General features: G+C 62.0%; 21 protein-coding genes, 1 pseudogene and 1 riboswitch. Of the genes and pseudogenes, 14 read left to right on the top strand and 8 right to left on the bottom strand.

Annotation, left to right across the window (positions count from 1 at the left end; all coding sequences use genetic code 11):
- Positions 1-36: 36 nt before the first annotated feature.
- From HU749_RS28040 to madM, 10 genes are all read left to right on the top strand, one after another.
- Positions 37-243 carry a nucleoid-structuring protein H-NS gene (locus HU749_RS28040; protein WP_217870592.1) on the top strand — a complete coding sequence of 69 codons (207 nt, stop codon included), beginning with the start codon at positions 37-39 and terminating at the stop codon, positions 241-243.
- A 371-nt stretch (positions 244-614) separates the two neighbouring features.
- A complete protein-coding gene (mdcA, locus tag HU749_RS28035; protein ID WP_003206457.1) occupies positions 615-2,285 on the top strand; it encodes a malonate decarboxylase subunit alpha in 1,671 nt (556 codons plus the stop codon).
- Positions 2,286-3,161, top strand: coding sequence for a triphosphoribosyl-dephospho-CoA synthase (locus HU749_RS28030; RefSeq protein WP_079302958.1), 876 nt, complete (start codon positions 2,286-2,288; stop codon positions 3,159-3,161).
- Complete coding sequence (locus HU749_RS28025; protein ID WP_003206454.1) at positions 3,161-3,460, top strand: malonate decarboxylase subunit delta; 300 nt, start codon at positions 3,161-3,163, stop codon at positions 3,458-3,460. The genes HU749_RS28030 and HU749_RS28025 overlap by 1 nt, the downstream gene beginning before the upstream one ends.
- Positions 3,453-4,304 (top strand): biotin-independent malonate decarboxylase subunit beta, encoded by an 852-nt coding sequence (locus HU749_RS28020; protein WP_186649255.1) that lies wholly within the window; start codon positions 3,453-3,455, stop codon positions 4,302-4,304. The genes HU749_RS28025 and HU749_RS28020 overlap by 8 nt, the downstream gene beginning before the upstream one ends.
- On the top strand, positions 4,301-5,104 hold the full coding sequence (gene mdcE, locus HU749_RS28015; RefSeq protein ID WP_186649253.1) for a biotin-independent malonate decarboxylase subunit gamma: 804 nt from the start codon (positions 4,301-4,303) through the stop codon (positions 5,102-5,104). Before HU749_RS28020 ends, mdcE begins: the two co-directional genes overlap by 4 nt.
- Positions 5,101-5,721, top strand: a complete 621-nt coding sequence (locus tag HU749_RS28010) for a malonate decarboxylase holo-ACP synthase (protein WP_079303451.1) — start codon at positions 5,101-5,103, stop codon at positions 5,719-5,721. Before mdcE ends, HU749_RS28010 begins: the two co-directional genes overlap by 4 nt.
- Positions 5,718-6,638: a malonate decarboxylase subunit epsilon gene (gene mdcH / locus HU749_RS28005; protein ID WP_186649250.1), complete on the top strand. Its 921-nt coding sequence runs from the start codon at positions 5,718-5,720 to the stop codon at positions 6,636-6,638. Before HU749_RS28010 ends, mdcH begins: the two co-directional genes overlap by 4 nt.
- Positions 6,639-6,705: 67 nt before the next feature.
- Positions 6,706-7,098 carry a malonate transporter subunit MadL gene (gene madL / locus HU749_RS28000; RefSeq protein ID WP_079302955.1) on the top strand — a complete coding sequence of 131 codons (393 nt, stop codon included), beginning with the start codon at positions 6,706-6,708 and terminating at the stop codon, positions 7,096-7,098.
- Between the two features lie 5 nt (positions 7,099-7,103).
- A complete protein-coding gene (gene madM / locus HU749_RS27995; protein WP_046063311.1) occupies positions 7,104-7,868 on the top strand; it encodes a malonate transporter subunit MadM in 765 nt (254 codons plus the stop codon).
- 111 nt (positions 7,869-7,979) lie between these two features.
- Here the strand turns inward: madM and HU749_RS27990 are convergent, their stop codons facing one another.
- A complete protein-coding gene (locus HU749_RS27990) occupies positions 7,980-8,894 on the bottom strand; it encodes a LysR family transcriptional regulator (RefSeq protein ID WP_095962443.1) in 915 nt (304 codons plus the stop codon).
- Positions 8,895-9,172: 278 nt separating this feature from the next.
- Between HU749_RS27990 and trhA the strand changes: the two genes are divergently transcribed.
- Complete coding sequence (trhA, locus tag HU749_RS27985; RefSeq protein ID WP_014340650.1) at positions 9,173-9,790, top strand: PAQR family membrane homeostasis protein TrhA; 618 nt, start codon at positions 9,173-9,175, stop codon at positions 9,788-9,790.
- A 23-nt stretch (positions 9,791-9,813) separates the two neighbouring features.
- Here trhA and HU749_RS27980 read toward each other — a convergent pair whose 3' ends face one another.
- Both HU749_RS27980 and HU749_RS27975 read right to left on the bottom strand, forming a co-directional pair.
- Entirely contained in the window at positions 9,814-10,533 is a 720-nt protein-coding gene (locus tag HU749_RS27980; protein WP_186649247.1) for a 16S rRNA (uracil(1498)-N(3))-methyltransferase, read from the bottom strand.
- 128 nt (positions 10,534-10,661) lie between these two features.
- On the bottom strand, positions 10,662-12,068 hold the full coding sequence (locus tag HU749_RS27975; protein ID WP_186649244.1) for an adenosylmethionine--8-amino-7-oxononanoate transaminase: 1,407 nt from the start codon (positions 12,066-12,068) through the stop codon (positions 10,662-10,664).
- 247 nt (positions 12,069-12,315) lie between these two features.
- Here HU749_RS27975 and HU749_RS27970 point away from each other — a divergent pair, with 247 nt between their 5' ends.
- Complete coding sequence (locus HU749_RS27970; protein ID WP_186649241.1) at positions 12,316-14,073, top strand: flavin monoamine oxidase family protein; 1,758 nt, start codon at positions 12,316-12,318, stop codon at positions 14,071-14,073.
- A 416-nt stretch (positions 14,074-14,489) separates the two neighbouring features.
- Here the strand turns inward: HU749_RS27970 and llpB are convergent, their stop codons facing one another.
- Positions 14,490-15,032 carry a lectin-like bacteriocin LlpB gene (gene llpB, locus HU749_RS27965; RefSeq protein ID WP_225919117.1) on the bottom strand — a complete coding sequence of 181 codons (543 nt, stop codon included), beginning with the start codon at positions 15,030-15,032 and terminating at the stop codon, positions 14,490-14,492.
- A gap of 301 nt (positions 15,033-15,333) precedes the next feature.
- On the opposite strand from llpB, the gene HU749_RS27960 reads away from it, so the two are divergent.
- Together HU749_RS27960 and HU749_RS27955 are read left to right on the top strand one after the other, a co-directional pair.
- Positions 15,334-15,885 carry a cytochrome b gene (locus HU749_RS27960; protein WP_186649238.1) on the top strand — a complete coding sequence of 184 codons (552 nt, stop codon included), beginning with the start codon at positions 15,334-15,336 and terminating at the stop codon, positions 15,883-15,885.
- Between the two features lie 32 nt (positions 15,886-15,917).
- Positions 15,918-16,514, top strand: coding sequence for a YceI family protein (locus HU749_RS27955; RefSeq protein ID WP_024616437.1), 597 nt, complete (start codon positions 15,918-15,920; stop codon positions 16,512-16,514).
- A gap of 245 nt (positions 16,515-16,759) precedes the next feature.
- On the opposite strand, the gene rhlE2 is transcribed toward HU749_RS27955, so the two are convergent.
- The 4 genes and pseudogenes from rhlE2 to ahcY all read right to left on the bottom strand — a co-directional run bounded on the left by rhlE2 (position 16,760) and on the right by ahcY (position 22,314).
- Positions 16,760-18,631, bottom strand: a complete 1,872-nt coding sequence (rhlE2, locus tag HU749_RS27950; protein WP_186649235.1) for an RNA helicase RhlE2 — start codon at positions 18,629-18,631, stop codon at positions 16,760-16,762.
- 231 nt (positions 18,632-18,862) lie between these two features.
- A pseudogene (locus tag HU749_RS27945) lies at positions 18,863-19,673 on the bottom strand (substrate-binding periplasmic protein); the annotation flags it as partial.
- A gap of 201 nt (positions 19,674-19,874) precedes the next feature.
- Entirely contained in the window at positions 19,875-20,720 is an 846-nt protein-coding gene (gene metF / locus HU749_RS27940; protein ID WP_186649230.1) for a methylenetetrahydrofolate reductase [NAD(P)H], read from the bottom strand.
- Positions 20,721-20,904: 184 nt separating this feature from the next.
- Positions 20,905-22,314, bottom strand: a complete 1,410-nt coding sequence (gene ahcY / locus HU749_RS27935) for an adenosylhomocysteinase (protein ID WP_014340640.1) — start codon at positions 22,312-22,314, stop codon at positions 20,905-20,907.
- A 23-nt stretch (positions 22,315-22,337) separates the two neighbouring features.
- Positions 22,338-22,444, bottom strand: a riboswitch (S-adenosyl-L-homocysteine riboswitch).
- Positions 22,445-22,576 lie beyond the last annotated feature (132 nt).

The following is a 22,576-nucleotide window of genomic DNA, read 5'->3' as shown; positions in this document are numbered from 1 at the left end:
TCACTTTTGAGAAGCGCAAAAGTAAGCAAAAGGCTCTTGCCCCACCACTCGGTGCCTCGCCCAGGCTCGGCATGCCCTCTCTCCGGCATTGCTCCGTGGGCCCGCCGCGAAGGGCCATCCATGGCCCAGCGCGGCTATCCCGGCATCCATGCCGGGATGCCCACTACGCAATACCTGCGTTCGGCCATCGTGGTTAACGGGGCGCTCCAGATCAAGATCAAGATCAAAGGCGAGGCGGCCTGACAGCCGGCCTGGTTCTTGCGGGTGTACACCAACCAGACTTGTGTGAGCAGGACCTGTGGGAGCAAAGCTTGCTCGCGAGGCGGCGGCACATTCTGCATCGATGCAATCTGACCCATCGCTATCGCGAGCAAGCTTGGCTCCCACAGGATTAGCGGTGGGCACTGATCTTATAAACGACCTGTGTGGGAGCGAGCTTGCTCGCGATGGCGGCAGCACATTCGACATCTCCTTTGGCTGACCCACCGCTATCGCGAGCAAGGATGGCGTTCAACCATTACTCCAACCGTAACGATCCATCGTCGAGCTTGATTGATGCCCGCGCCATAACACTCCTAAGGTGATCCCCACGACAGCGAACCCGTGGAGTGGTCATGACAACAACAATATCCCCCGACTCGCGCTGGACGCGGCGGCGCAGCGAAAAGCAGCGGCGTCTCGGGCTGGTGAAGGGGCTTGCCGACGGTGTGGTGCTGCCCACCGACAAGATCGTTGCTGCGCTGGAGGCGTTGATCCTGCCCGGCGACCGTGTGGTGCTGGAGGGCAATAACCAGAAGCAGGCGGACTTCCTTTCCCGCTCCCTGGCGAAAGTCGACCCTTCGAAGCTGCACGATTTGCACATGATCATGCCCAGCGTCGGGCGGTCCGAGCACCTGGACCTGTTCGAACGCGGCATCGCCCGCAAGCTCGATTTCTCCTTCGCCGGTACCCAGAGCCTGCGCATCAGCCAGTTGCTGGAAGACGGCTTGCTGGAAATCGGCGCGATCCACACCTACATCGAACTCTATGCCCGGCTGGTGGTGGACCTGATCCCCAATGTGGTGCTCTCGGCCGGTTTCATGGCCGACCGCGCCGGCAATATCTACACCGGCCCCAGCACCGAAGACACACCGGCGCTGATCGAACCGGCGGCCTTCAGTGACGGCATTGTCATTGTCCAGGTCAACCAGTTGGTGGATGACGTCAGCGACCTGCCGCGCGTCGACATCCCGGCGTCCTGGGTCGATTTCGTGGTGGTGGCCGACAAGCCGTTCTACATCGAGCCGCTGTTCACCCGCGACCCGCGCCATATCAAGCCTGTGCATGTGCTGATGGCGATGATGGCGATCCGTGGGATCTACGAAAAACACAACGTCCAATCCCTCAATCACGGCATCGGTTTCAACACTGCCGCGATTGAATTGATCCTGCCGACCTACGGCGAATCCCTCGGCCTGAAGGGCAAGATCTGCCGCAACTGGACGCTCAATCCGCACCCGACCCTGATCCCGGCCATCGAAAGCGGCTGGGTGGAAAGCGTGCATTGCTTTGGCACCGAGCTGGGCATGGAAAACTACATCGCCGCCCGGCCGGACGTGTTCTTCACCGGCCACGACGGCTCGCTGCGCTCCAACCGCATGGTCTGCCAACTGGCTGGGCAATACGCGGTGGACCTGTTCATCGGTGCCACCCTGCAAGTGGACGGCGACGGCCATTCCTCCACCGTGACCCGTGGCCGCTTGGCCGGCTTCGGCGGTGCGCCGAACATGGGCCACGACCCGCGCGGTCGTCGTCACGGCACGCCAGCCTGGCTCGACATGCGCCACGGCGATGGCGAGGCGCCGTTGCTCGAACGCGGCAAGAAGCTGGTGGTGCAGATGGTCGAGACGTTCCAGGAGGGCGGCAAACCGACCTTCGTCGAGACCCTCGACGCGGTGGACGTGGCGAAGAAAGCCGGCATGCCCCTGGCTCCGATCATGATTTACGGCGATGACGTCACCCACCTGCTGACCGAAGAGGGCATCGCCTATCTGTACAAGGCCCGTTCCCTGGAAGAACGCCAGGCGATGATCGCGGCCGTGGCCGGCGTCACCGCCATTGGCCTGCGCCATGACCCGAAAGACACCGCGCGCATGCGCCGCGAAGGGCTGATCGCCTTGCCCGAAGACCTCGGTATCCGCCGCACCGACGCCACCCGCGAACTGCTTGCGGCCAAGAGCGTGGCCGATCTGGTGGAGTGGTCCGGTGGCCTCTACAACCCGCCCGCCAAGTTCAGGAGCTGGTAAATGCACGCCTTTAACCTGCAACCGAAAAAACTGTCCTTGGCCGAGCGCCTGGCGGATATGGCGGTGGATGCGCTGATCGACGAAGCTGACCTGTCACCTAAACCGGCCTTGGTGGACCGTCGTGGCAATGGCGCCCACACCGATCTGCACCTGGGCCTGATGCATGCTTCGGCGCTGTCGCTGTGGCCGGCATTCAAGGAAATGGCCGAAGCCGCCCTCGACTGTGGCGAGATCGGTTTGCCGCTGCGCGAAGCCCTCGGGCGCATCGGCCGCGAGGGTGAAACCGCGATGCTCACCACCACCGGCGGGGTGAATACCCATCGCGGGGCGATCTGGGCCTTGGGCCTGTTGGTCGCTGCAACGGCGCTGGAACCTGAATCCAGTGCCGCCAGTGCAGTCGCTTTACGCGCTGCCCGCCTGGCCTTGCTCAACGACCGTTATGCGCCCCAACCCTTGAGCCACGGCGCCCAGGTAGCCCAGCGCTACGGCGTGCGCGGTGCCCGGGAGGAAGCGCAACTGGCGTTCCCGGCGGTCACCGGCCTGGGCCTGCCGCAGCTCAAGCGCAGTCGCGCGGCGGGCGCGGGAGAGCAGAACGCCCGGCTCGATGCCTTGCTGGCGATCATGACCACCCTGGCCGATACCTGCGTGCTTTATCGCGCCGGCGAGCCGGGTTTGCAAGCCATGCAACAGGGCGCCAAGGCGGTGCTCGATGCCGGTGGCAGCGCGAGCCTGGGCGGTCGTCGCCAATTGCACGCGCTGGACCAACAACTGATTGCCTTGAACGCCTCGCCCGGTGGCGCTGCCGACCTGCTCGCCGCCTGTCTGTTCCTCGATCGTATCGAGCGCGGCGATGGCCTCTTCCCTGGAGTGTGCTGATGGAAACCTTATCCTTTGAATTCCCCGCCGGGCAGCCGCCACGGGGCCGGGCGCTGGTGGGCTGTGTCGGCTCGGGCGACCTGGAAGTGCTGATCGAACCCGGTCTGGCGGGCAAGTTGACCATCCAGGTGCAGACCTCGGTCAACGGCAGTGAACAACGCTGGCAGCACCTGTTCGCCCGCATGTTCGACGGCCAGACACCGCCGGCCTTGTCTATCGACATCCACGATTTCGGCGCCACCCCCGGCGTGGTGCGTTTGCGCCTGGAGCAAGGCTTCGAGGAGATCGGCCATGACTGACAGTGCAGCGTTGCTCAACAAGCACAGCTTCGTCGAACTCGGTGCCCGGCAACGGGCCAAGGCCTTGCTCGATGAGGGCACTTTCCGTGAACTGCTCGACCCGTTCCAGCGAGTCATGTCGCCGTGGCTGTTGCGCCAGGGTGTGGTGCCGCAAAGCGATGACGGCGTGGTGATCGCCAAGGGCACGCTCGACGGCCTGCCCGTGGTGATCGCGGCCATCGAAGGCGCGTTCCAGGGCGGCAGCCTCGGCGAAGTCGGCGGGGTGAAGATTGCCGGTGCGCTGGAACTGGCCGCCGAGGACAACCGCAAGGGCATCCCGACCCGTGCCGTGTTGCTGCTGGAAACCGGCGGCGTGCGTTTGCAGGAGGCCAATCTCGGGTTGGCGGCGATTGCCGAGATTCATTCGGCGATTGTCGACTTGCGCCAATACCAACCGGTGGTCGGTGTGGTGGCCGGCAGCGTCGGCTGTTTTGGTGGCATGTCCATCGCCGCCGGGCTGTGCAGTTATCTGCTGGTGACCCAGGAAGCGCGGCTGGGCCTGAACGGCCCACAAGTGATCGAACAGGAGGCCGGGATCGACGAATACGACTCCCGCGACCGGCCGTTCATCTGGAGCCTGACCGGCGGTGAACAGCGGTTCGCCACGGGATTGGTGGATCGTTATGTGGCCGACGATGTGACGCAGATCCGCCAACAGGTCGGCCAGTTGCTGCACCTGGGCGTTGCCGCGCAACACCGCAGCGGTCAGGCCGAGCTGTTCCTGCAACGCCTGGCCCGTTTGGACACTGACGTGCAAATCGAACCGGCCACGGTTCGCCAGCTGTATCAGGGAGAACGCTCATGAGTGCCTATTCATTGAGAGGCTTGCGCTGGTTCGAAGCCTTGAGTGGCGACGCCAAACCGCTGGAAGGCTTGCCGGCTTCGTTGAAGGTTGCTGACACCAGGCTGGGCAATCAAACCGTGCGCCTGCTGGCGGTGGTGGCGGATCCCGACAGTCGCTTTCTCCGTGCTCGCAATGGCGAAGTCGGTTTGCTGGAGGGCTGGGGTTTGGCCAAGGCGGTGGATGACGCCATCGACGCCGACCGCGATGCCGTCAACAAGCGTGCGCTGATCGCCATTGTCGATGTACCGAGCCAGGCCTATGGCCGGCGCGAAGAAGCCCTGGGCATTCATCAGGCCTTGGCCGGCGCGGCGGACAGCTACGCCCGTGCGCGACTGGCCGGGCATCCGGTGATCGGTTTGCTGGTGGGCAAGGCCATGTCGGGGGCGTTCCTGGCCCACGGCTACCAGGCCAACCGCCTGATCGCCCTGCGTGACCCGGGCGTGATGGTCCACGCCATGGGCAAGGCCTCGGCGGCGCGGGTCACCCTGCGCAGCGTCGAGGAGCTTGAGGCGTTGGCTGCCAGCGTGCCGCCGATGGCTTATGACATCGACAGTTTTGCCAGCCTGGGTCTGCTGTGGGAAACCTTGTCGGTGGAGCAAATCGAGCAACCGACGGCGGCGGATCTGGCCCGGGTGACGGATTGTCTGCAACAGGCGATCAACGATGTGGCCGCTGCGCCTCGCGATTTGAGCAGTCGCCTCGGTGCGACTCATCGCGCGGCTTCCAGCACCGTGCGCCAACTGCTGAGAGTACAGTGGTGAATACGTATCTGGCCCATGACCTGCTCTGGGGGATGACCCCGGAGCAGGTGCCTGCGGGTGCGCCGGCATGGGTGGTCGAATCGATTGCCGCCGGTCAACCGGTGGTGGTTCGGCGCTCGCTGATGGCGCCGGGTCAAATCGCGGTTGGCGTGCGCGGGCGCTTGCGCGAGCAGCGTTATGCAACATCGATGGCGGTCGCGGCGATTGCCCGTCGCGTCAGGCCGGAAGACCTTTGTCACGTCCCGTCGACTCGCGACTTGCCAGCCCTGCAAGCGCTGTCCCGCCTGCGTCCGCTGCTCGATGCCAGTGGCTGGGCCTGGGGCGTCAGCGGCAGCGCCGGGTTCGAGCTCGCCACGGGTATCGAGGCGCTGCATGAACGCAGCGACCTGGATTTGATTCTTCGCACGCCGCACTTTCTCGATCGTTTCCGCGCCAGAGAATTGCTGGCGCAACTGGATGCTTCGGTCTGCGCCGTGGATATGCAGTTGCAAACGCCCTGCGGTGCCGTGGCCTTGCGCGAGTGGGCGGGTTCGTCGCGGCGGGTCCTGCTCAAGGATGATGTGCAGGCACGGCTGGTGAGTGATCCTTGGCAGCCTTCATTGGAGCAAGTCGCGTGAGCAGCCTCTTCGTCTTTCCCGGCCAGGGTGCGCAGCGCGCGGGCATGCTCCATGGCCTGGCGCCGCAAGTCCTCGACGAGGCCGGTGACGTGCTTGGTGAGGACGTGTTGCAACTGGACAGCGCCGAGGCGTTGCAGTCGACCCGCGCGGTTCAGCTTTGTTTGTTGATCGCCGGCGTGGCGGCGTCCCGTCAACTGTTGGAGCAGGCACCTGCCCCGGACTACGTGGCGGGGCTGTCCATCGGTGCTTATCCAGCGGCAGTGGTGGCCGGGGCGCTGGGGTTCGAGGATGCGTTGCGGCTGGTCAGCCTGCGGGGCGAATTGATGCAGCGTGCATATCCGCAAGGCTACGGCATGACAGCGATCATCGGCCTCGACCTCGCGGCGGTGGAAACATTGCTGGCGCAGGTGCACAGCGACCGCACCCCGGTCTACCTGGCCAACATCAACGCGGATAACCAGGTGGTCATCGCCGGCAGTGACGAGGCCATGAGCAACGTTGCCAGGCAGGCGCGAAGCCTGGGCGCCGGGAAAGCCTGTCGGCTGGCGGTGAGCGTGCCGTCCCATTGCCCGTTGCTGGAAACACCGGCCCGGACACTGGCCCAGGCATTTGCCGACGTGTCGTTGAAAGCACCGGCCTTGGGTTATCTCAGCGGTAGCCGCGCGCGACCGCTGATCAACACCGAGGCCTTGCGCGACGACCTGGCGTTCAACATGTGCCGCGTGGTGGATTGGCGCGGCACGGTGCAAAGCGCCTACGAGCGCGGCGTGCGACTACAGATCGAACTGCCGCCCGGTGCGGTGCTGACCGCCCTGGCGCGCCGGGTGTTCGAGCAGGGTACTGTCATGGCTTTTGACGGCGCGCGGCTCGACACCCTGCAGGCGCTGTTGCATGAGGAGGGAAATCGCCAACCCTAAACCACCGACTCAAGCTGGCGAAGCACAAAAACAACAACTTCGACGATGCACTTTGAGGACTACAACAATGATTATCTACGGTGTGGCATTTTTGGCCTTTTGTACCCTGGCGGGTATTTTTATTGGTGAGCTGCTGGGCAAATTGATCGGCGTGCCGGCCAACGTCGGCGGCGTCGGCATTGCGATGCTGCTGTTGATCGGCCTGGGCAGTTACCTGGGCAAGCGCGGTCTATTCAAGGGCAAATCCGAGGCCGGCGTGGAATTCTGGAGCGCGATCTACATCCCCATCGTGGTCGCGATGGCGGCGCAGCAAAACGTCTACGGCGCGCTCAAGGGCGGGCCGATGGCGATCCTGGCCGGGACCCTGGCGGTGGTGATTGCCTTTGCGTTGGTACCGGTGCTGGTGCGCATTGGCAACAAAGGGCCCCAGGGCGACGTTTCCGTTAAGACGGTCGGGTGATTGCCATGTACGAATCCATGATGAAAGTCATCACCGGCTACGGCCTGATCAGCGGTTTCGCCATTGTCGGCATCACCATGTGGGTGTCCTACTGGATCAGCAACACCTTCACTAAAGGCCGCCTGCATGGCTCGGCCATCGCCATTCTCCTGGGGCTGGTGCTCTCCTACATCGGCGGGGCAATGACCGGTGGGCAGAAGGGCGTGGTGGATATTCCGCTGCTGTCCGGGATTGGCTTGCTGGGCGGTGCGATGCTGCGGGACTTTGCCATCGTCGCCACGGCGTTTGGCGTGAGTATCGAAGAACTCAAGCGAGCCGGTTTCGTTGGGGTGCTGGCGCTGTTCGTCGGGGTCGGTACGTCGTTCATTGCTGGCGTGGGTGTGGCGATGGCGTTTGGTTACACCGATGTGGTGAGCCTGACCACCATTGGCGCCGGGGCGGTGACCTACATCGTCGGGCCGGTGACCGGGGCGGCGATTGGTGCCAGTTCCGAAGTGATGGCGCTGTCCATTGCCGCCGGGTTGATCAAGGCGATCCTGGTGATGGTGGCGACGCCGTTCGTGGCACCGTTGATTGGCCTGAATAATCCACGCAGCGCGGTGATTTTCGGTGGTTTGATGGGCACCTCCAGCGGTGTGGCCGGTGGGTTGGCGGCCACCGATCCGAAGCTGGTGCCGTATGGCTGCCTGACGGCGGCGTTCTATACGGCGCTTGGATGCTTGTTGGGGCCTTCATTGTTGTTTCTGATCATGCGGGGGTTGATGGGCTAGGGCTTAGTCTCTTCGTTGACAGGACTGTCCCCATCGCGAGCAAGCTCGCTCCCACAGTTGACCGCGTGTCCCTGTGGGAGCGAGCCTGCTCGCGATGAAGGCAACACGGTCTCACACCTGGCGATTGGCATACATCCGGCACTCAGCCAACAGCGCCAGCAGATTCGGATCACGCTCCTTGGCTTTCAGGAACACCACGCCAATGCGCTGTTGTAGCCGATACCTCTCCTGCAACGGGATCAGTTTCACCCGGTTCTCATACACCGCCGCAATCCTGCCCGGCAGCAACGCATAGCCCACCCCGGAGCTGACCATGCTCAGCAGGGTGAAGATGTCGTTGACCTGCATCGCCACCTTCGGTTCGAACCCCGCCTGCTTGAACACCCGGATGCCGTCCTGGTGCGTGGCAAAACCCTGGGTCAGGGTGATGAACGTCTCGTCGCGCACCTCGGCCAGGTCGACCTCGCTGCGCTGGGCAAAGGGCGAGTCGGCCGGCGTGGCGAGGAAGATGTCATCGGAAAACAGCTCGATATGCTCGCAGTCAGGGTCGTTTACGCTGTCGTCCAGGGAGATCAGGATCGCGTCCACCTCCATGTTCTTGAGCTTGTACAGCAGGTCGATGTTCGAGCCCAGGATCAGGTCGATATTGAGCTCGCTGCGACGGATTTTCAGGCCCATGATCAGTTGCGGCACGGTCTTGACCGTCAACGAATACAACGAGCCTAGCTTGAAGCGTTCGGCGGAGAAGCCGGCGGCTTCGCGGGTCAGGCGTACGCTTTCGATGACGTCCTGGATCAGCTTCTGCGCTCGCTCTTCCAGCACGTAGGCGCTTTCCAGCGGCGTGAGGTTGCGACCTTCGTGCTTGAACAACGGGCAACGCAGGGCGCTCTCCAGCGAGTGAATGGCCCGGTGCACACTGACATTGCTGGTCTGCAACTCGGCGGCCGCCCGCGCCAGGTTGCCGGTGCGCATGAAGGCCAGGAACACCTCGAGTTTCTTCAGGGTCAATTCTTCGTCGATCAGCATGGGGCGGACTCTTATTCGTATTGCCCGATTGTGCCCCATGTCTTCCTGGCGACGCGATTTATGTGGTTGGAGAGCTGTTGTGGCGAGGGAGCTTGCTCCCGCTGGGTGGCGCCGCCGCCCCAAAAAATTTGTGAGCGCTGCGCACTCAAGCGGGAGCAAGCTCCCTCGCCACAGAGATCTTCACAGTTAAGTGTTAAGTAGGCTGGAAGCAAAGCATTGCACTTTCAAGCGCCAGGCCTGAGCCTGGGCACTTGTTTCGGAATGTGAGGTGGGACTGGATGTATCACGGGGAACGACTCAACGCCTGGACGCACCTGGTCGGGGCGGTGGCGGCTTTTGTCGGGGCGGTGTGGTTGCTGGTGATTGCCGGGATGACGGGCGATCCGTGGAAGATTGTCAGCGTGGCGATCTACGGGTTCACCTTGCTGGTGCTGTACAGCGCTTCGACGGTTTACCACAGCGTGCGCGGGCGCAAAAAAGAAATCATGCAGAAGGTCGATCACTTTTCGATCTACCTGTTGATCGCCGGCAGCTACACCCCGTTCTGCCTGGTGACCCTGCGCGGGCCGTGGGGGTGGACGCTATTCGGGATTGTCTGGGGGCTGGCCGTGATTGGTATCTTGCAGGAGATCAAGCCGCGCTCCGAAGCGCGGATCCTGTCGATTGTGATCTACGCGGTGATGGGCTGGATCGTGCTGGTGGCGGTCAAGCCGCTGCTGGCGGCCCTGGGCAGCGCCGGGTTTGCCTGGCTGGCCTCGGGCGGCGTGTTGTACACCGTGGGCATTATCTTTTTCGCCCTCGACCACCGGCTGCGCCACGCCCATGGCATCTGGCACCTGTTTGTCATCGCCGGCAGTTTGCTGCACTTCGTGGCGATTCTGTTCTACGTGCTCTAGCGCCATGGGTTCAACATTTGACTCTAGAAATCCCCCCATAGCTGCTGCGCCACCGCCAGTGCCACAACCGGCGCGGTTTCGGTGCGCAGCACGCGGGGGCCGAGGCGGGCGGCGTGGTAGCCGGCGGTCTTGGCCTGTTCGACCTCGGCATCCGATAACCCGCCTTCGGGACCAATCAGGAACGCCAACGTCGACGGTTTGTCATGGCTGACCAGCGGCTCGGCCACCGGATGCAGCACCAGCTTCAGTTCGGCCTCGGTCTGTTTCAGCCAGTCAGCCAGCAGCAGCGGCGGGTGGATCACCGGCACGCTTGAGCGCCCGCACTGCTCGCAGGCGCTGATTGCCACCTGGCGCCAGTGCAGCAGGCGCTTCTCGGCCCGCTCGTCCTTGAGGCGCACTTCGCAGCGTTCGCTGAAAATCGGCGTGATCTCGCTGACGCCCAGTTCCGTGGCTTTCTGGATCGCCCAATCCATGCGCTCGCCCCGGGACAGGCCCTGGCCGAGGTGGATGCGCAGCGGCGATTCAGCTTGCCCGGCGAACTGCTCGTCCAATTGCACCCGCACGCGTTTCTTGCCGACCTCGGCCAGGGTGCCGCGAAACTCCTGGCCCGAGCCGTGGAACACCTGCACGGCATCGCCCTCGGCCATGCGCAGCACACGGCTGATGTAGTGGGCCTGGGCTTCAGGCAGTTCGTGGTCGCCGAGGCTCAGGGGCGCGTCGATGAAGAAGCGGGACAGTCTCATGTGGAGTCTCTGCAAGAAAAAATGATCGTGGTTGAAGCTCGCGGCCTCATCGCGGGCAAGCCTTGCCCCCACAGTGGGTTCGCTTCTCTGTGGGAGCAAGGCTTGCCCGCGATGGCGGTGGCCCAGGCTCAGCCCGGATCGCGATAACCCGGGTGGAAGTCCTTCGGTACCGCCACGCTGGCCTTGTCCCGGGTGGCGATGTCGATGCCTTCGCTGGCCACTTCGGCGAGGAAATCGATCTGCTCCGGGGTGATTACATAGGGCGGCAGGAAATACACCACGCTGCCCAGCGGGCGCAACAGCGCACCACGCTCCAAAGCATGCTGGAACACACTCAGGCCACGCCGTTCCTGCCACGGATAAGCAGTTTTACTGGCCTTGTCCTTGACCATCTCGATGGCCAGCACCATGCCGGTCTGGCGCACTTCGGCCACGTTCGGGTGGTCAGCCAGGTGCGCGGTGGCGCTCGCCATACGTTGGGCCAGGGCCTTGTTGTTCTCGATGACGTTGTCTTCTTCGAAGATATCCAGCGTTGCCAGGGCCGCCGCGCAGGCCAGCGGGTTGCCGGTGTAGCTGTGGGAATGCAGGAAGGCGCGCAGGGTCGGGTAGTCGTCGTAGAACGCGCTGTAGACCTCATCGGTGGTCACGCACGCGGCCAGGGGCAGGTAACCGCCGGTCAGGGCCTTGGACAGGCAGAGGAAATCCGGCGTGATACCCGCCTGCTCACAGGCGAACATCGTCCCGGTACGGCCGAAGCCAACGGCGATTTCGTCGTGTATCAGGTGTACGCCGTAGCGGTCGCAGGCCTCGCGCAGCAACTTCAGGTACACCGGATGGTACATGCGCATGCCGCCAGCGCCCTGGATCAACGGTTCGACGATCACTGCCGCCACGGTGTCGTGGTGCTCGGCCAAGGTCTGTTCCATGGCCGCGAACATGTTGCGCGAATGTTCCTCCCAACCCATGCCTTCAGGGCGGTGGTAGCAGTCGGGGCTCGGCACCTTGATGGTGTCCAGCAGCAACGCCTTGTAGGTTTCAGTGAACAACGGCACATCGCCCACCGACATCGCCGCAATGGTTTCGCCGTGGTAACTGTTGCTCAGGGTGACGAAGCGTTTTTTGTCCGGCCGGCCGCGATTGATCCAGTAGTGGAAGCTCATCTTCATCGCCACTTCGATGCAGGACGAACCGTTATCGGCGTAGAAGCACCGGGTCAGGCCTTCGGGCGTCATCTTCACCAGGCGCTCGGACAGTTCGATCACTGGCTGATGGCTGAATCCGGCGAGAATCACATGCTCCAACTGATCGACCTGGTCCTTGATGCGCTGGTTGATGCGCGGGTTGGCGTGGCCGAATACGTTGACCCACCAGGAGCTGACCGCATCGAGGTAGCGCTTGCCTTCGAAATCTTCCAGCCACACGCCTTCACCGCGCTTGATGGGGATCAGCGGCAGCTGTTCGTGGTCTTTCATCTGGGTGCAGGGATGCCATAGCACCGCAAGGTCGCGTTGCATCCACTGGTTATTCAGGCCCATGTACAGTCTCCTCGAGGCGGCTCGCGGCGGGCGCGGGCAAAACAATCGCGCAAGCCTATGCAATGGCGGCCTGGCGGACAACCCATTGTGTCATTCCCACTACTTTGAACGAGGCGATAGACGTCGCTGGCGGCGTTTTGATGGCTGACGTATTCTTCGCCGTTCCCTGAGCCGACTGGCTCGAAAAGCCCCGAGTCGCCTGGCTCGAAAGCTGAAATTTCCTACGTTTTGATCCGGAGTTCGTTGAATGTCTGCTGGTTGGCTGCGCGCCTGTGCGCTGGTGATGATAGGGCTGTTCAGCGTTTCGGCGCTGGCCAAGGACAAACAACCGACGGCCATCGTCATCGGCGGCGGCCTGGCGGGGCTCACGGCGGCCTATGAATTGCAGAACAAAGGCTGGGCCGTGACGCTGCTGGAAGCCAAACCGAGCCTGGGCGGTCGTTCGGGCATGGCCACCAGCGAGTGGATCGGCAACGAGAAGACTCAGCCAGTGCTGAACAAGTACGTCTCCACATTCAAGCTGAGCACCACGCCGGCCCCGGAGTTCGTGCGCACCCCCAGCTACCTGATCGACGGCATCTACTTCACCGCCGCGGACCTGGCGAGCAAACAGCCGGCCACCGCCGAAGCCCTCAAGCGCTACGAAACCACCCTGGACGACCTGGCGCGCTCCATCGAAGACCCGCTGAACCCGGCGGCGACCAACACGCTGCACGCGCTGGACCAGATCACCGTGTCCAACTGGCTCGACCGCCTGCAACTGCCGGCCACGGCGCGGCAGTTGGTGAACCAGGAGATTCGCACCCGGTATGACGAACCTTCGCGCCTGTCGCTGTTATATTTCGCCCAGCAGAACCGCGTCTATCGCGGCGTCTCCGACCGCGACCGGCGGGCCTCGCGCCTGCTCGGCGGCAGTCCGGTACTGGCCCAGGCATTCGTCAAGCAACTGAAAACCATCAAGACCAGTTCGCCCGTGTCGGCCATCTCCCAAGACAAGGACGGTGTAACCGTCAAAGTTGGCGCCGTTGGCTACCAGGCGGATTACGTGGTGCTGGCGGTGCCGTTGCGGGCATTGAACAAGATCCAGTTGACCCCGGCCCTGGACGCCCAGCATCAAGGCGCGATCAAGGGCACCAACTACGGCTGGCGCGACCAGATCATGCTCAAGTTCAAGACCCCGGTCTGGGACAGTAAGGCGCGCATGTCGGGCGAGATCTACAGCAACGCCGGCCTGGGCATGATGTGGATCGAGCCGGCCATGAAGGGCGGGGCCAACGTGGTCATCAACCTGTCCGGCGACAACGCCCGGGTGATGCAGGCTTTCGGCGACAAGCAGATGGTCGATCAGGTGCTGATCCGTCTGCACGCGTTTTATCCACAGGCCCGTGGCGCGTTCACTGGCTATGAAATCCGCCGTTACAGCACCGACCCGTCCATGGGCGGTGCGTACCTGGCCTTTGGCCCGGGCCAGATCAGCAAGTACTGGCGCCTGTGGGAAAAGCCATTGCAGCGCGTAGCCTTTGCCGGCGAACACACCGATACCCTGTATCCGGGCACCCTGGAAGGCGCGTTGCGCAGTGGTCAGCGAGCGGCCAGCCAGGTTGAAGACCTGGCGGCGGGCAAGTCGTTTGAACCTCCTAAAGTCGCGCCTGCTGCAACGGCGGCGGCTGCTGGTGCAGTGGCGGCGAAGAAGGGCAACTTCTTCAGCAACCTGTTTGGCGGTTCGGATGACGACAAGAAGCCGGAGCCGGTGAAGGCGCCAGAGCCGGTAGCACCGCCGCCAGCTCCAACGCCCGCCCCAGCACCGGCCCCGGTGGAACCTCCCGCGCCGGCCCCGGCGAAGGTTGAGCCAGCGAAGAAAGCAGCGACCAAACCCACGGCGAAAAAACCGGCTGCTAAGGCTCAAGCTAAAAAAGCCCCAGCCAAGGCCCCGGTGAAAAAGGCTGAACCGGTGAAGAAACCCGCCGCCAAGCCGGCGGCGACTACTGAAACCAAAGCTCAGTAACCTCCAGAAGAAAAAAAGCGCGGCTCAAGGGCCGCGCTTTTTTTTCAGCATCAGGAGCATTGGCTTCGACGCCCAGCGCTCTGCGTTGCGCAATGAAGTGTTGACGTCCTACACACCTCGGCGATTTATCGGAAACTTCCCACTAGTCAATAGGAAGCAGGCGATAGAGCCCTCCATGCCATAAGTTTAGGCTCCTCACAAAAAGGAGCGTTTATGAAAATGCTAATTGCAATAGGCGTGTTGGTTTCAATTTATGGATGTGTGTATGGCGAGTGTCGCGACCCTATGGAAACCCCAATGATTCCAAAAAGAGATCCTCAATTGGCATATAAGTGCACGATGGATCCATATAAACCCGAGTGCTCGGTGAATTAGTAACTCAAAACCGTCATGGCTCCTTAATTTAAGAAATGAAGTCAGAGGGGCCCTAATGAAAAATAGTACGTGTATATTGGTACCTCCTCAAACAGGATCTTGACCCGCTTTGGCTTTGAAAAGCGTCCGGGAGCGAATCCAAAGCGGGCCCAGCATAGATTTCCTGTCCGTTTGTCGTAGATCACCAAGTTGCCATCGTCTTGGATCGCCAGGCAGGCGTTGTACCAAAGTGATTTATCTCTACTATGAGTGCTTTCAGCGATCCATACACGTTTTCTGGATGGGTCATAAAGAAAACCACTGTTGGAAATTACAAACTGCAGAGGTTCCCGCATTTTTTTTGGATGCAAGGTCGCACTATAACGTTGTTTACTATCTGCAACCCAGATGACAGCCTCACCATCCTTGATGATCAAATTCCCATCAGCCTGCAATATCAATCGAAATCGCCCGTTTGGAGACTGAATGTACTGCCCTGGCGACATTGTTTGATTGGGCGGCAGCAACGGCGAGCCGCTGGTTCGAAATGGAGTGTAAGGAACAGCCATATTTTTACCTTGTTCAATGAGTTGTTGAACGCTCATTTGATCAAGAGGGGAGGCGGAGTTGGCGATACATATATATTGCATGGCAAAAATAGTTGAGCGGCGGTGACGATCCCGGCGCGGTCTCCTGTGGGAGCGAGCCTGCTAGCGATGAGGTCAATGCAGGCACCAACGGCTGCCTGCGCCCTCGCCATCACCCACCGTTTCCCCTTTAATCTTTCCTTAACCCACCCTCTCCAGACTGATGATCGTATTTCTCGATATTTCAAAGCGAAATTTTCCGCTTTAAATCGATAGATAACTCGCTAGTCTTGATCGCAGTTTTTACAGGAAATGAGCAATGCAGCTACGCAACTCTTCTTCTCGCTATGGCTGGGTCAGTATCGCTGTGCACTGGGGCGTTGCGCTGGCGGTGTACGGGCTGTTTGCCCTGGGCCTGTGGATGGTCGGCCTGGATTACTACAGCACCTGGCGCAAAGACGCGCCGGACCTGCACAAGAGCATTGGCCTGGTGCTGCTGGCGGTCATGTTGCTGCGGGTGATCTGGCGCGTTGTCAGCCCGCCGCCACCGACCCTGCAAACCTATGGTCGCCTGACCCGCATCAGCGCCAAGCTCGGCCATAGCGCACTGTATCTCGGGTTGTTCGCCGTGATGATTGCCGGTTACCTGATTTCCACCGCAGACGGTGTCGGGATCCCGGTGTTTGGCCTGTTTGAAGTACCCGCGCTGGTGTCCGGACTGCCCGATCAGGCAGACGTCGCCGGCCAGATTCACTTCTACCTGGCATGGGCGTTGGTAATTTTTTCCGGCCTTCATGCGTTGGCAGCATTGAAACACCACTTTATCGACCGTGACGCGACCCTCAAGCGAATGCTGGGGCGCCAAGCCTGATGTTCAACCTCGACTCCAAAGGAATAGAAAGCATGTTGAAAAAGACGCTCGCCGCCCTGGCAATCGGTTCTGCCCTGCTGTCCGCTGGCCAGGCCATGGCCGCAGACTACGTGGTCGACAAGGAAGGCCAGCACGCCTTCGTCGACTTCAAGATCAGTCACCTGGGCTATAGCTACATCACCGGTACCTTCAAGGACATCGACGGCAAGTTCAGCTTCGACGCGGCCAAGCCTGAAGCCAGCAAGATCGAGTTCAACGTCAACACCGCCAGCGTGTTCACCAACCACGCCGAGCGCGACAAGCACATCGCCAGCGCTGACTTCCTGAATGCCAGCAAATTTGGCAAGGCCACCTTCGTGTCCACCAGCGTCAAATCCACCGGCAAAAACGCCGATGGCAAGGAAACCGCCGATGTGGCCGGTGACCTGACCCTGCTGGGCGTGACCAAGCCGGTCGTGGTCAAGGCCACCTTCCTGGGTGAAGGCAAGGATCCATGGGGCGGCTACCGTGCGGGCTTCGAAGGCACCACCAGTATCAAGCGTTCGGACTTCGGCAAGCAGAAAGACCTGGGCCCAACCTCCGACGCAGTCGAACTGTACGTCTCGTTTGAAGGTGTCAAAGCGAAGTAATCTTCGCACCTGACAAAAAAACGCCCCTGATCTTGCGATCAGGGGCGTTTTTTATTGCGCGGTTTCGAGCAACACAGAGAACCGTGTGGGAGCGAGCTTGCTCGCGATGGCGTCTTACCGGTCGACTTGATGTTGACTGATATACCGCTATCGCGAGCAAGCTCGCTCCCACATTTGGAATTGTGTTGGGCCAAAAAAAATGCCCGGGTCGCGAGACCCGGGCATTTTTTACAACTTGGAAAAACTCAGCGATTGCGCGTCAGCAATGCCGGTTTTTCGCCCCGTGGACGGCTTGGCAGTTGATCCAGTTGCTCAGGCGTCGGGAAGCGATCGGCTTTCGACTCCTTGTGCATGATCTTCGGCTGGTTGCCGCGCGGGTTCTGCACGGCGGGTTCCTGACGAGGCTGGTCGTCATGGGCCGGGCGGCGCGGGCGGGTGTCATCGCGACGGGCCTGGCCGTCACGCGGGGCACCGTTGCGTGGGCCGCTGCGCTTGGCCGGTGGCGTACCGGTGGACGAGCCGTTGCTGTTGCGCGGACCGTTCTGGCGGCCTTGTGGCTGGCCACTGCGCGGCGCGCCTGCAGCTGCACCCTGTGTCGGGGCACCCGGGCGACGACCACGGCCCTGCGCCGGTTTCTGTTGCGGCACGTAGTCGACGCGGTTACCGAAGTTGTCGACGTCGTCGTCCAGGAACTCGTCCGGGGCGCGATCGGCTGCGGCGCGTGGGGCTGGACGCTGCTGTTCACGGGCCGGTGTGCCTTCGCGGGGCTTCTGCTCGCGGGCAGGGCGTTCGCCGCGGCCATTGCTGTTGCTGGCCGATTTTTCCTTGCCCTTGTCCTTGCCTTTGTCTTTGCGGCCGCCGCCACCACCACCGCCGCCATTCGGACCGTCGCCGCGTGGGCCGCGGGCATTGCGCGGATTGCGCACGTCCGGACGTTCGCGCACTTCAGGCTTCTCGGCCTCGATGGTGCTGGCATCGAAGCCCATCAGGTCGCCGTCGGCAATTTTCTGCTTGGTCATGCGCTCGATGCTTTTGAGCAACTTTTCTTCGTCGGGCGCGACCAGCGAGATCGCTTCGCCCGAACGACCGGCCCGGCCAGTACGGCCGATACGGTGCACGTAGTCTTCATCGACGTTTGGCAGCTCGAAGTTGACCACGTGAGGCAACTGGTCGATGTCCAGGCCACGGGCGGCGATATCAGTGGCCACCAGGATGCGTACTTCGCCGGCCTTGAAGTCGGCGAGGGCCTTGGTGCGGGCATTCTGGCTCTTGTTACCGTGGATCGCCACAGCCGGCAGGCCGTGCTTGTCCAGGTACTCGGCCAGGCGGTTGGCGCCGTGCTTGGTGCGGGTGAACACCAGGACCTGTTCCCAGGCACCGGCGGTAATCAGGTGCGCGAGCAGGGCACGCTTGTGGCTGGCTGGCAGGCGGAAAACGCGTTGCTCGATGCGCTCGACCGTGGTGTTCGGTGGCGTGACTTCGATGCGCTCCGGGTTGTGCAGCAGCTTGCCGGCCAGGTCGGTGATGTCCTTGGAGAACGTCGCCGAAAACAGCAGGTTCTGGCGCTTGGCGGGCAGGCGGGCGAGGACTTTCTTCACGTCATGGACAAAGCCCATGTCGAGCATGCGGTCGGCTTCGTCCAGCACGAGGATTTCAACGTGGGACAAGTCGACGCTGCCCTGGCCGGCCAGGTCCAGCAGGCGACCGGGGCAGGCGACCAGTACATCGACGCCACGGGACATGGCCTGGACCTGGGGGTTCATGCCCACGCCGCCAAAAATGCAGGCGCTGACGAACTTCAGGTCGCGAGCGTAGACCTTGAAGCTCTCGTGGACCTGGGCCGCCAGTTCGCGGGTTGGGGTCAGGACCAGTACGCGCGGTTGGCGCGGGCCATGACGCTGGGATTTGTCTGGGTGACCGTTGGGAAACAACCGCTCCAGGATCGGAAGGGCGAAACCGCCGGTTTTACCAGTACCTGTCTGCGCCGCGACCATCAGGTCGCGACCTTGCAACACGGCGGGAATGGCCCGCTGTTGCACCGGGGTAGGCTGGGTATAGCCGGCGGCTTCGATGGCGCCGACTAAAGCCTCGGAGAGACCGAGGGAAGCAAAGGACATGAGTAATCCTGTTTTAGTGAGGGCCTGGCCCAATGGGATAGTCTTGCCGGGCGCGAATGACGTTCAACCAAAAGACGTCATCCCGTCCGGTCCTGCCGGGCCTCGAAGGCGGGTCCGGACAAGGCTCGCGCGGGCTGTAGGCGGCGCTGTAGCGGTGTCGGGATGCCTTTTGCAAGACCGGGCGTCCGGGCGTGAGCCTGGCGGGAAGGCCGGAGTATAACAGAGCAAACGCCGCGCGCCGCTTTCCTGCTGCTCAACGGTTTATTTCAACGTTACCCTGGCCGGGCGAGGTGACCTTGGCCGCTGGGCCTGCGCCGTAGCGGGCGCTCAGTTCGGCATAGGCCGGTTCGCGCTTGAAGCGCTTGAGTTCGGCGCTGAAGCGTTGCACCAGCAAATCCATCCCAGCACTGCGCCGCACCGCCAGATATTGGCTTTGACGGCTCACGACTATCGGGTTTTCGGTGATCTGGTCGCCCAACTGCATTTGTTCGACCACATGTCGGCCGACCCTGCGGTCGGTGATGAGCAGGTCGATCCGACCCAGTTGCAGCTTGCCGAAATTGGCTTCGTGGGTGGGCGCGGTTTCACGGGCGAACAGCGTCGACTCACTGAAGGCCTGGCTGTACAGATAGCCGGGCGAGGTGCCGACGGTCAGGCCGTTCAGGTCATCGAGCGTGCGGAACGGGTGGGGTCGGGCATTGGCGTAGAACATCACGAACTCCACGTCCGACAGCGGTTCGCTGGGGTAAAGCAGCATGGAATCGCGTTCATTGCTGTGGAAAATGTCCAGCGCACCGTCCGCCAATCCTTGCTCCAGCATCGCCAGGCAGCGCTTCCACGGCAGGAACTGCCATTCCACATCGATACCCAGGCGCTTGAACACAATGGCCGTGGTTTCGTAGTCCAGGCCGAGCATCTTGCCGTTCTCTTCGTAGACGTACGGGGCCCAGGGTTCGGTGACAATGCGCAACTTTTCGGCCCGGGCAGTCATGCTCAGGCACAGGAAAAGAAGGGCGGTCAGCAGTTGGACAATGACGGGCATGGCCTGAGGTTACGACGAGAGCTCATCAAATAGCTAGAGCGCTCTGGCCTGCGCCTCAGTCGCCCTTTGCCTGCCTGCGGTGTTCATGGATGGCTCGGCGGCAATCACCGATGCCAGCGCATTGCAGGGTAGGGCTCGATCACTGAATGAAAAAGGCCTTGGTGTTCGCCAAGGCCTCTTTGTACCGCGGCATTAAGTCATTCAGCGCGGCAGCTTGAGGTTGTTCCATACCGCAAGGCTGGGTTCGGCCTGGTTAAGGGTATAGAAATGCAGCCCCGGTGCACCGCCTTGCAGCAGACGCTCACACATTTGCGTGATGACTTCCTCGCCGAAGCTTTGGATGCTGGAGGAGTCGTCGCCGTAGGCTTCCAGTTGCTTGCGGATCCAGCGTGGGATTTCTGCACCGCACGCGTCGGAGAAGCGCGCCAGCTTGCTGTAGTTGGTGATCGGCATGATTCCCGGTACGACAGGAATGTCGACGCCCAACTTGCGTATGCGCTCGACGAAGTAGAAGTAACTGTCGGCGTTGAAGAAGTACTGGGTGATCGCGCTGCTGGCGCCAGCGTTGGCCTTGCGTACGAAGTTGCGCAGATCGTCTTCGAAATTGCGCGCCTGGGGGTGCATTTCCGGATACGCAGCCACTTCGATGTGGAAGTGATCGCCGGTTTCTTCACGAATGAAGCTCACCAGTTCGTTGGCGTGGCGCAGCTCGCCGCTGGCCATGCCCATGCCTGACGGCAGGTCGCCGCGCAGGGCAACGATGCGCTTGATGCCGGCGGCCTTGTACTGGGTCAGCAGGTTGCGCAGGTCGTCCTTGCTGTCGCCCACGCAGGACAGGTGAGGGGCGGCCGGGACTTTGACTTCGCTTTCGAGCTGCAACACGGTGTTCAGGGTGCGGTCACGGGTCGAACCGCCAGCGCCATAGGTGCAGGAGAAGAAGTCGGGGTTGTAGCTGGCCAGCTGACGGGCAGTGGCGATCAGTTTTTCATGCCCAGCATCGGTCTTCGTCGGGAAGAACTCGAAGCTGTAGCGACGGTCTTGGGACATGGTCATATCCTTGGAAACTCGTAAGCCGGAGAAGCCTGCACAGACCTTGAGAGGCGGGCTTGTGTGGGAGCGAGCTTGCTCGCGATTGGCATCGCCTCGGTCTGACAGCTGAGTCGAGGTGTCTGCATCGCGAGCAAGCTCGCTCCCACAAGAGAGCCCGCTCCCGCAGGGGGAGCAGCGCCGATCAGTAGCGGTAAGCGTGCGGCTTGAACGGGCCTTCGACGGTGACGCCGATGTAGTCAGCCTGTTGCTTGGTCAGCTGGGTGACCACGCCGCCGAAACCGCGGACCATTTCCAGGGCCACTTCTTCGTCGAGTTTCTTGGGCAGTACTTCCACGGTCAGGCGCTCGGCTTTTTGGGCCGGCGACAGGTCGGCGTATTTCTGGCCGAACAGGAAGATCTGGGCCAGGACCTGGTTGGCGAACGAGCCGTCCATGATGCGGCTTGGGTGGCCAGTGGCGTTGCCCAGGTTAACCAGGCGGCCTTCGGCCAGCAGGATCAGATAGTCGTCGTTTTGTGGGTCGAAGCTACCAGTGCCGGTGCGGTGCACCTTGTGGACCTGCGGCTTCACTTCTTCCCATGCCCAGTTCTTGCGCATGAAGGCGGTGTCGATTTCATTGTCGAAGTGACCGATGTTGCAGACCACGGCGCGCTTTTTCAGGGCCTTGAGCATGTTGGCATCGCAGACATTGACGTTGCCGGTGGTGGTCACGATCAGGTCGATCTTGCCCAGCAGGGCTTTGTCGATGCTGCCCTCGGTGCCGTCGTTGATCCCGTCGATGAACGGCGAAACCAGTTCGAAACCGTCCATGCAAGCCTGCATGGCGCAGATCGGATCGACTTCGGAGACCTTGACGATCATGCCTTCCTGACGCAGGGACTGGGCCGAGCCCTTGCCCACGTCACCGTAGCCGATCACCAGCGCCTGCTTGCCCGACAACAGGTGGTCGGTGCCGCGCTTGATGGCGTCGTTGAGGCTGTGACGGCAGCCGTACTTGTTGTCGTTCTTGCTCTTGGTCACCGAGTCGTTGACGTTGATGGCCGGGATCTTCAGTTCGCCCTTGGCCAGCATGTCCAGCAGGCGGTGCACGCCAGTGGTGGTCTCTTCGGTCACGCCGTGGACGTTTTCCAGCACGGCTGCGTACTTCTTGTGCAGCAACTCGGTCAGGTCGCCGCCGTCGTCGAGGATCATGTTGGTGTCCCACGGCTGGCCATCCTTGAGGATGGTCTGCTCCAGGCACCACTCGTACTCTTGCTCGGTCTCGCCTTTCCAGGCGAATACCGGGATGCCGGCGGCGGCGATGGCGGCAGCGGCCTGGTCCTGGGTCGAGAAGATGTTGCAGGACGACCAGCGCACTTCGGCACCCAGGGCAACCAGGGTTTCGATCAGCACGGCGGTCTGGATGGTCATGTGGATGCAGCCGAGGATTTTTGCGCCCTTCAATGGCTGTTCGCCAGAGTACTTGCGGCGCAGGCCCATCAGGGCTGGCATTTCGGATTCGGCGATGATGATTTCGCGACGGCCCCAGGCAGCCAGGGACATGTCGGCGACTTTGTAGTCGGTAAAAGCGGCAGGCGTGATAACAGCGCTCATGAAGAGCCTCCATTCGTAATGTATGCGAATGGGCGCCGTTGTGCGTTTAGTGTCCGTGCGGGTAGCCCCGTACAAACAACGCCCCATCCGAGCCTGACAGGTCGAGCCTGCTGCAGCGCCCCTCGGACAGGTGGCGGGACGGTCCAAAGCGTGGACCGGTAAAGCGGTGGCGATTATAACGGGCTAATCGGATCTTCCAAAAGGGTTTCTGTCGGCAAATCGAAATTGCCGATGACCGTTATAGGGGCCGCGACGTAGAGCC

Source organism: Pseudomonas ogarae (genome assembly GCF_014268695.2).
Taxonomy (GTDB): Bacteria; Pseudomonadota; Gammaproteobacteria; order Pseudomonadales; family Pseudomonadaceae; genus Aquipseudomonas; species Aquipseudomonas kilonensis.
The sequence above is the reverse complement of the archived record's forward strand: the minus strand, read 5'-3'. Positions and strand labels throughout refer to the sequence as shown.